The sequence below is a fragment of the Gordonia sp. (in: high G+C Gram-positive bacteria) genome (genome assembly GCF_012515855.1).
Taxonomy (GTDB): Bacteria; Actinomycetota; Actinomycetes; order Mycobacteriales; family Mycobacteriaceae; genus Gordonia.
Genome location: NZ_JAAYXO010000177.1, coordinates 1 through 2,361 on the forward strand (window position 1 = coordinate 1; position 2,361 = coordinate 2,361).

The window sequence follows — 2,361 nt, forward strand, 5'->3', positions numbered from 1 at the left end:
ATGCGGTTGGGGGTGCTCATCAGGAGCACGCCGCCCGGGCGCAGCACTCGATGGCACTCGGCGACGAACTGGCTCTGATCCCACAGGTGCTCGATCACCTGAAAGTTGACCACCACGTCCACCGAGCCGTCCGCCAGCGGCAGGTCGATCAGGTTGCCGCGGTGCACGGTGAGTTCGGGGTAGCGGAGGCGGGTGTGCGCGACGGCCTGTTCGTCGTAGTCGACGCAGGTCACCGACTTGGCACGGGTTGCGAGCAGTGCTGCTCCGTAGCCTTCGCCCGAGCCCGCCTCCAGGATGTCCTTCCCGGCGCAGCGCTCGAGGATGTACTCGTAGGCCACTTCGTGTCGACGGAACCAGTAGTTCTCGGCATCGATTCCGGGTACGGTTCGTTCACCCGTGAGTGCGAGTTGCTCCGCGTACGCCGCGGATTGCGGCTGCGTCGGCTGGTAATCGGTCATCGTGCTGACCTTAGGGCATAGGTCGGTGGTACTCGGCATGCGGGAAGTGATCGGTGCCATGTTCGCGCCGGACGTGGCAGCCGCTAAAGTGGTCTATGACCCATGGCCTTACCGGCCGGTAAGTTGCCGAACCCGATGCAGGAGGTCGACGAAGACCCATGACGAATATTGTCGTTCTGATCAAGCAGGTTCCCGACACGTGGTCCGAGCGCAAGCTCGCCGATGGCGACTACACGCTCGACCGGGAAGCCGCTGACGCAGTGCTCGATGAGATCAACGAGCGCGCTGTGGAAGAAGCTCTGCAGATCAAGGAAGCCAATGGCGGCGAGGTGACCCTCCTCTGCGTCGGCCCCGAGCGCGCCACCGACGCCATCCGCAAGGCCCTCTCGATGGGCGCCGACAAGGCGATCCACGTCAAGGACGACCTGATGCACGGCAGCGACGCGGTCCAGACCGCGTACGTGCTGGCATCCGCACTGGGCACCGTCGAGGGTGTCGAGATGGTCATCGCCGGCAACGAGGCCACTGACGGCCGCAGCGGCGCCGTCCCGGCCATGATCGCCGAGTACCTGGAGCTCCCGCACCTGACCCACCTGCGCAAGCTGGAGATTGACGGCGAGACCCTGCGCGGCGAGCGTGAGACCGACGAGGGCATCTTCAACGTCGAGGCCTCGCTGCCGGCGATCGTCTCGGTCAACGAGAAGATCAACGAGCCGCGCTTCCCGTCCTTCAAGGGCATCATGGCCGCGAAGAAGAAGGAAGTCGCCGTCCTGACGCTCGCCGAGATCGGCGTCGACGCCGACACCGTCGGCCTGGCCAACGCCGGCAGCACCGTCACCGCGGTGACCCCGAAGGCGGAGAAGACCGCGGGCGAGCGCGTCACCGACGAGGGCGACGGCGGCACCAAGGTCGCCGAGTACCTGGTCGCGTCGAAGATCATCTGATCCGGCCCCTCTTCAACTGGCGAATCCCAAGAATTTCAGGAGAACAATCATGGCTGAAGTACTCGTGCTCGTTGAGCAGGATGCCGACGGTGGGCTGAAGAAGGTCACCAGCGAGCTCATCACCGCTGCCCGCGCCCTGGGCACCCCGTCCGCAGTGGTCGTCGGCAAGCCCGGCACCGCGGCAGGCGTCACCGCCGGTCTCACCGAGGCCGGTGCCGAGAAGATCTACGTCGCCGAATCGGACGACGTCGCGAACTACCTGATCACCCCCGCCGTCGACGTTTTGTCGCAGCTGGCCGAGGCCAACGGCGCCGCAGGCGTCCTGGTCGCAGCCACCGCTGACGGCAAGGAGATCGCCGGTCGTCTGGCCGTGCGTCTGGGCTCGGGCCTGCTGACCGACGTCATCGACGTCAAGGAAGGCGGCTCCGGCGTCCACTCGATCTTCGGTGGCGCGTTCACCGTCGATGCTCAGGCCGGCGGCGACACCCCGGTCATCTCGGTTCGTCCGGGCGGCGTCGAGGCTGCTCCGGCTGCCGGCGCAGGCGAGGTCGTCAACGTCGAGGTTCCGGCGCAGGAGAGCGGCGTCAAGATCACCGGTTTCGCACCGAACGTCGGCGGCGACCGTCCCGAGCTCACCGAGGCGACGGTCGTCGTCTCCGGTGGTCGCGGCGTCGGCTCGGCCGACAACTTCGCGGTCGTCGAGGCCCTCGCGGACTCGCTCGGCGCAGCCGTCGGCGCATCGCGCGCCGCTGTCGACTCCGGTTACTACCCCGGACAGTTCCAGGTCGGTCAAACGGGCAAGACCGTTTCGCCCCAGCTGTACATCGCCCTGGGTATCTCCGGCGCCATCCAGCACCGCGCAGGCATGCAGACCTCGAAGACCATCGTGGCCGTCAACAAGGACGAAGAAGCCCCGATCTTCGAGATCAGCGACTTCGGTGTGGTCGGCGACCTGTTCA

General features: G+C 66.5%; 3 protein-coding genes. 2 read left to right on the top strand and 1 reads right to left on the bottom strand.

Annotated features, from left to right (window positions below):
• The coding region (locus GX543_RS12885; RefSeq protein ID WP_290852378.1) for a bifunctional 2-polyprenyl-6-hydroxyphenol methylase/3-demethylubiquinol 3-O-methyltransferase UbiG at positions 1-458 on the bottom strand (458 nt) is incomplete at its 3' end.
• Positions 459-616: 158 nt separating this feature from the next.
• On the opposite strand from GX543_RS12885, the gene GX543_RS12890 reads away from it, so the two are divergent.
• Both GX543_RS12890 and GX543_RS12895 read left to right on the top strand, forming a co-directional pair.
• Positions 617-1,402, top strand: a complete 786-nt coding sequence (locus tag GX543_RS12890; protein WP_290852379.1) for an electron transfer flavoprotein subunit beta/FixA family protein — start codon at positions 617-619, stop codon at positions 1,400-1,402.
• Between the two features lie 49 nt (positions 1,403-1,451).
• On the top strand, positions 1,452-2,361 hold a 910-nt coding region (locus GX543_RS12895; RefSeq protein WP_290852380.1), incomplete at its 3' end, for an electron transfer flavoprotein subunit alpha/FixB family protein.

Coding starts and splice junctions, on each gene's coding strand:
- GX543_RS12890 (WP_290852379.1), top strand. CDS start 617: ATGACGAATATTGTCGTTCTGATCAAGCAGGTTCCCGACACGTGGTCC.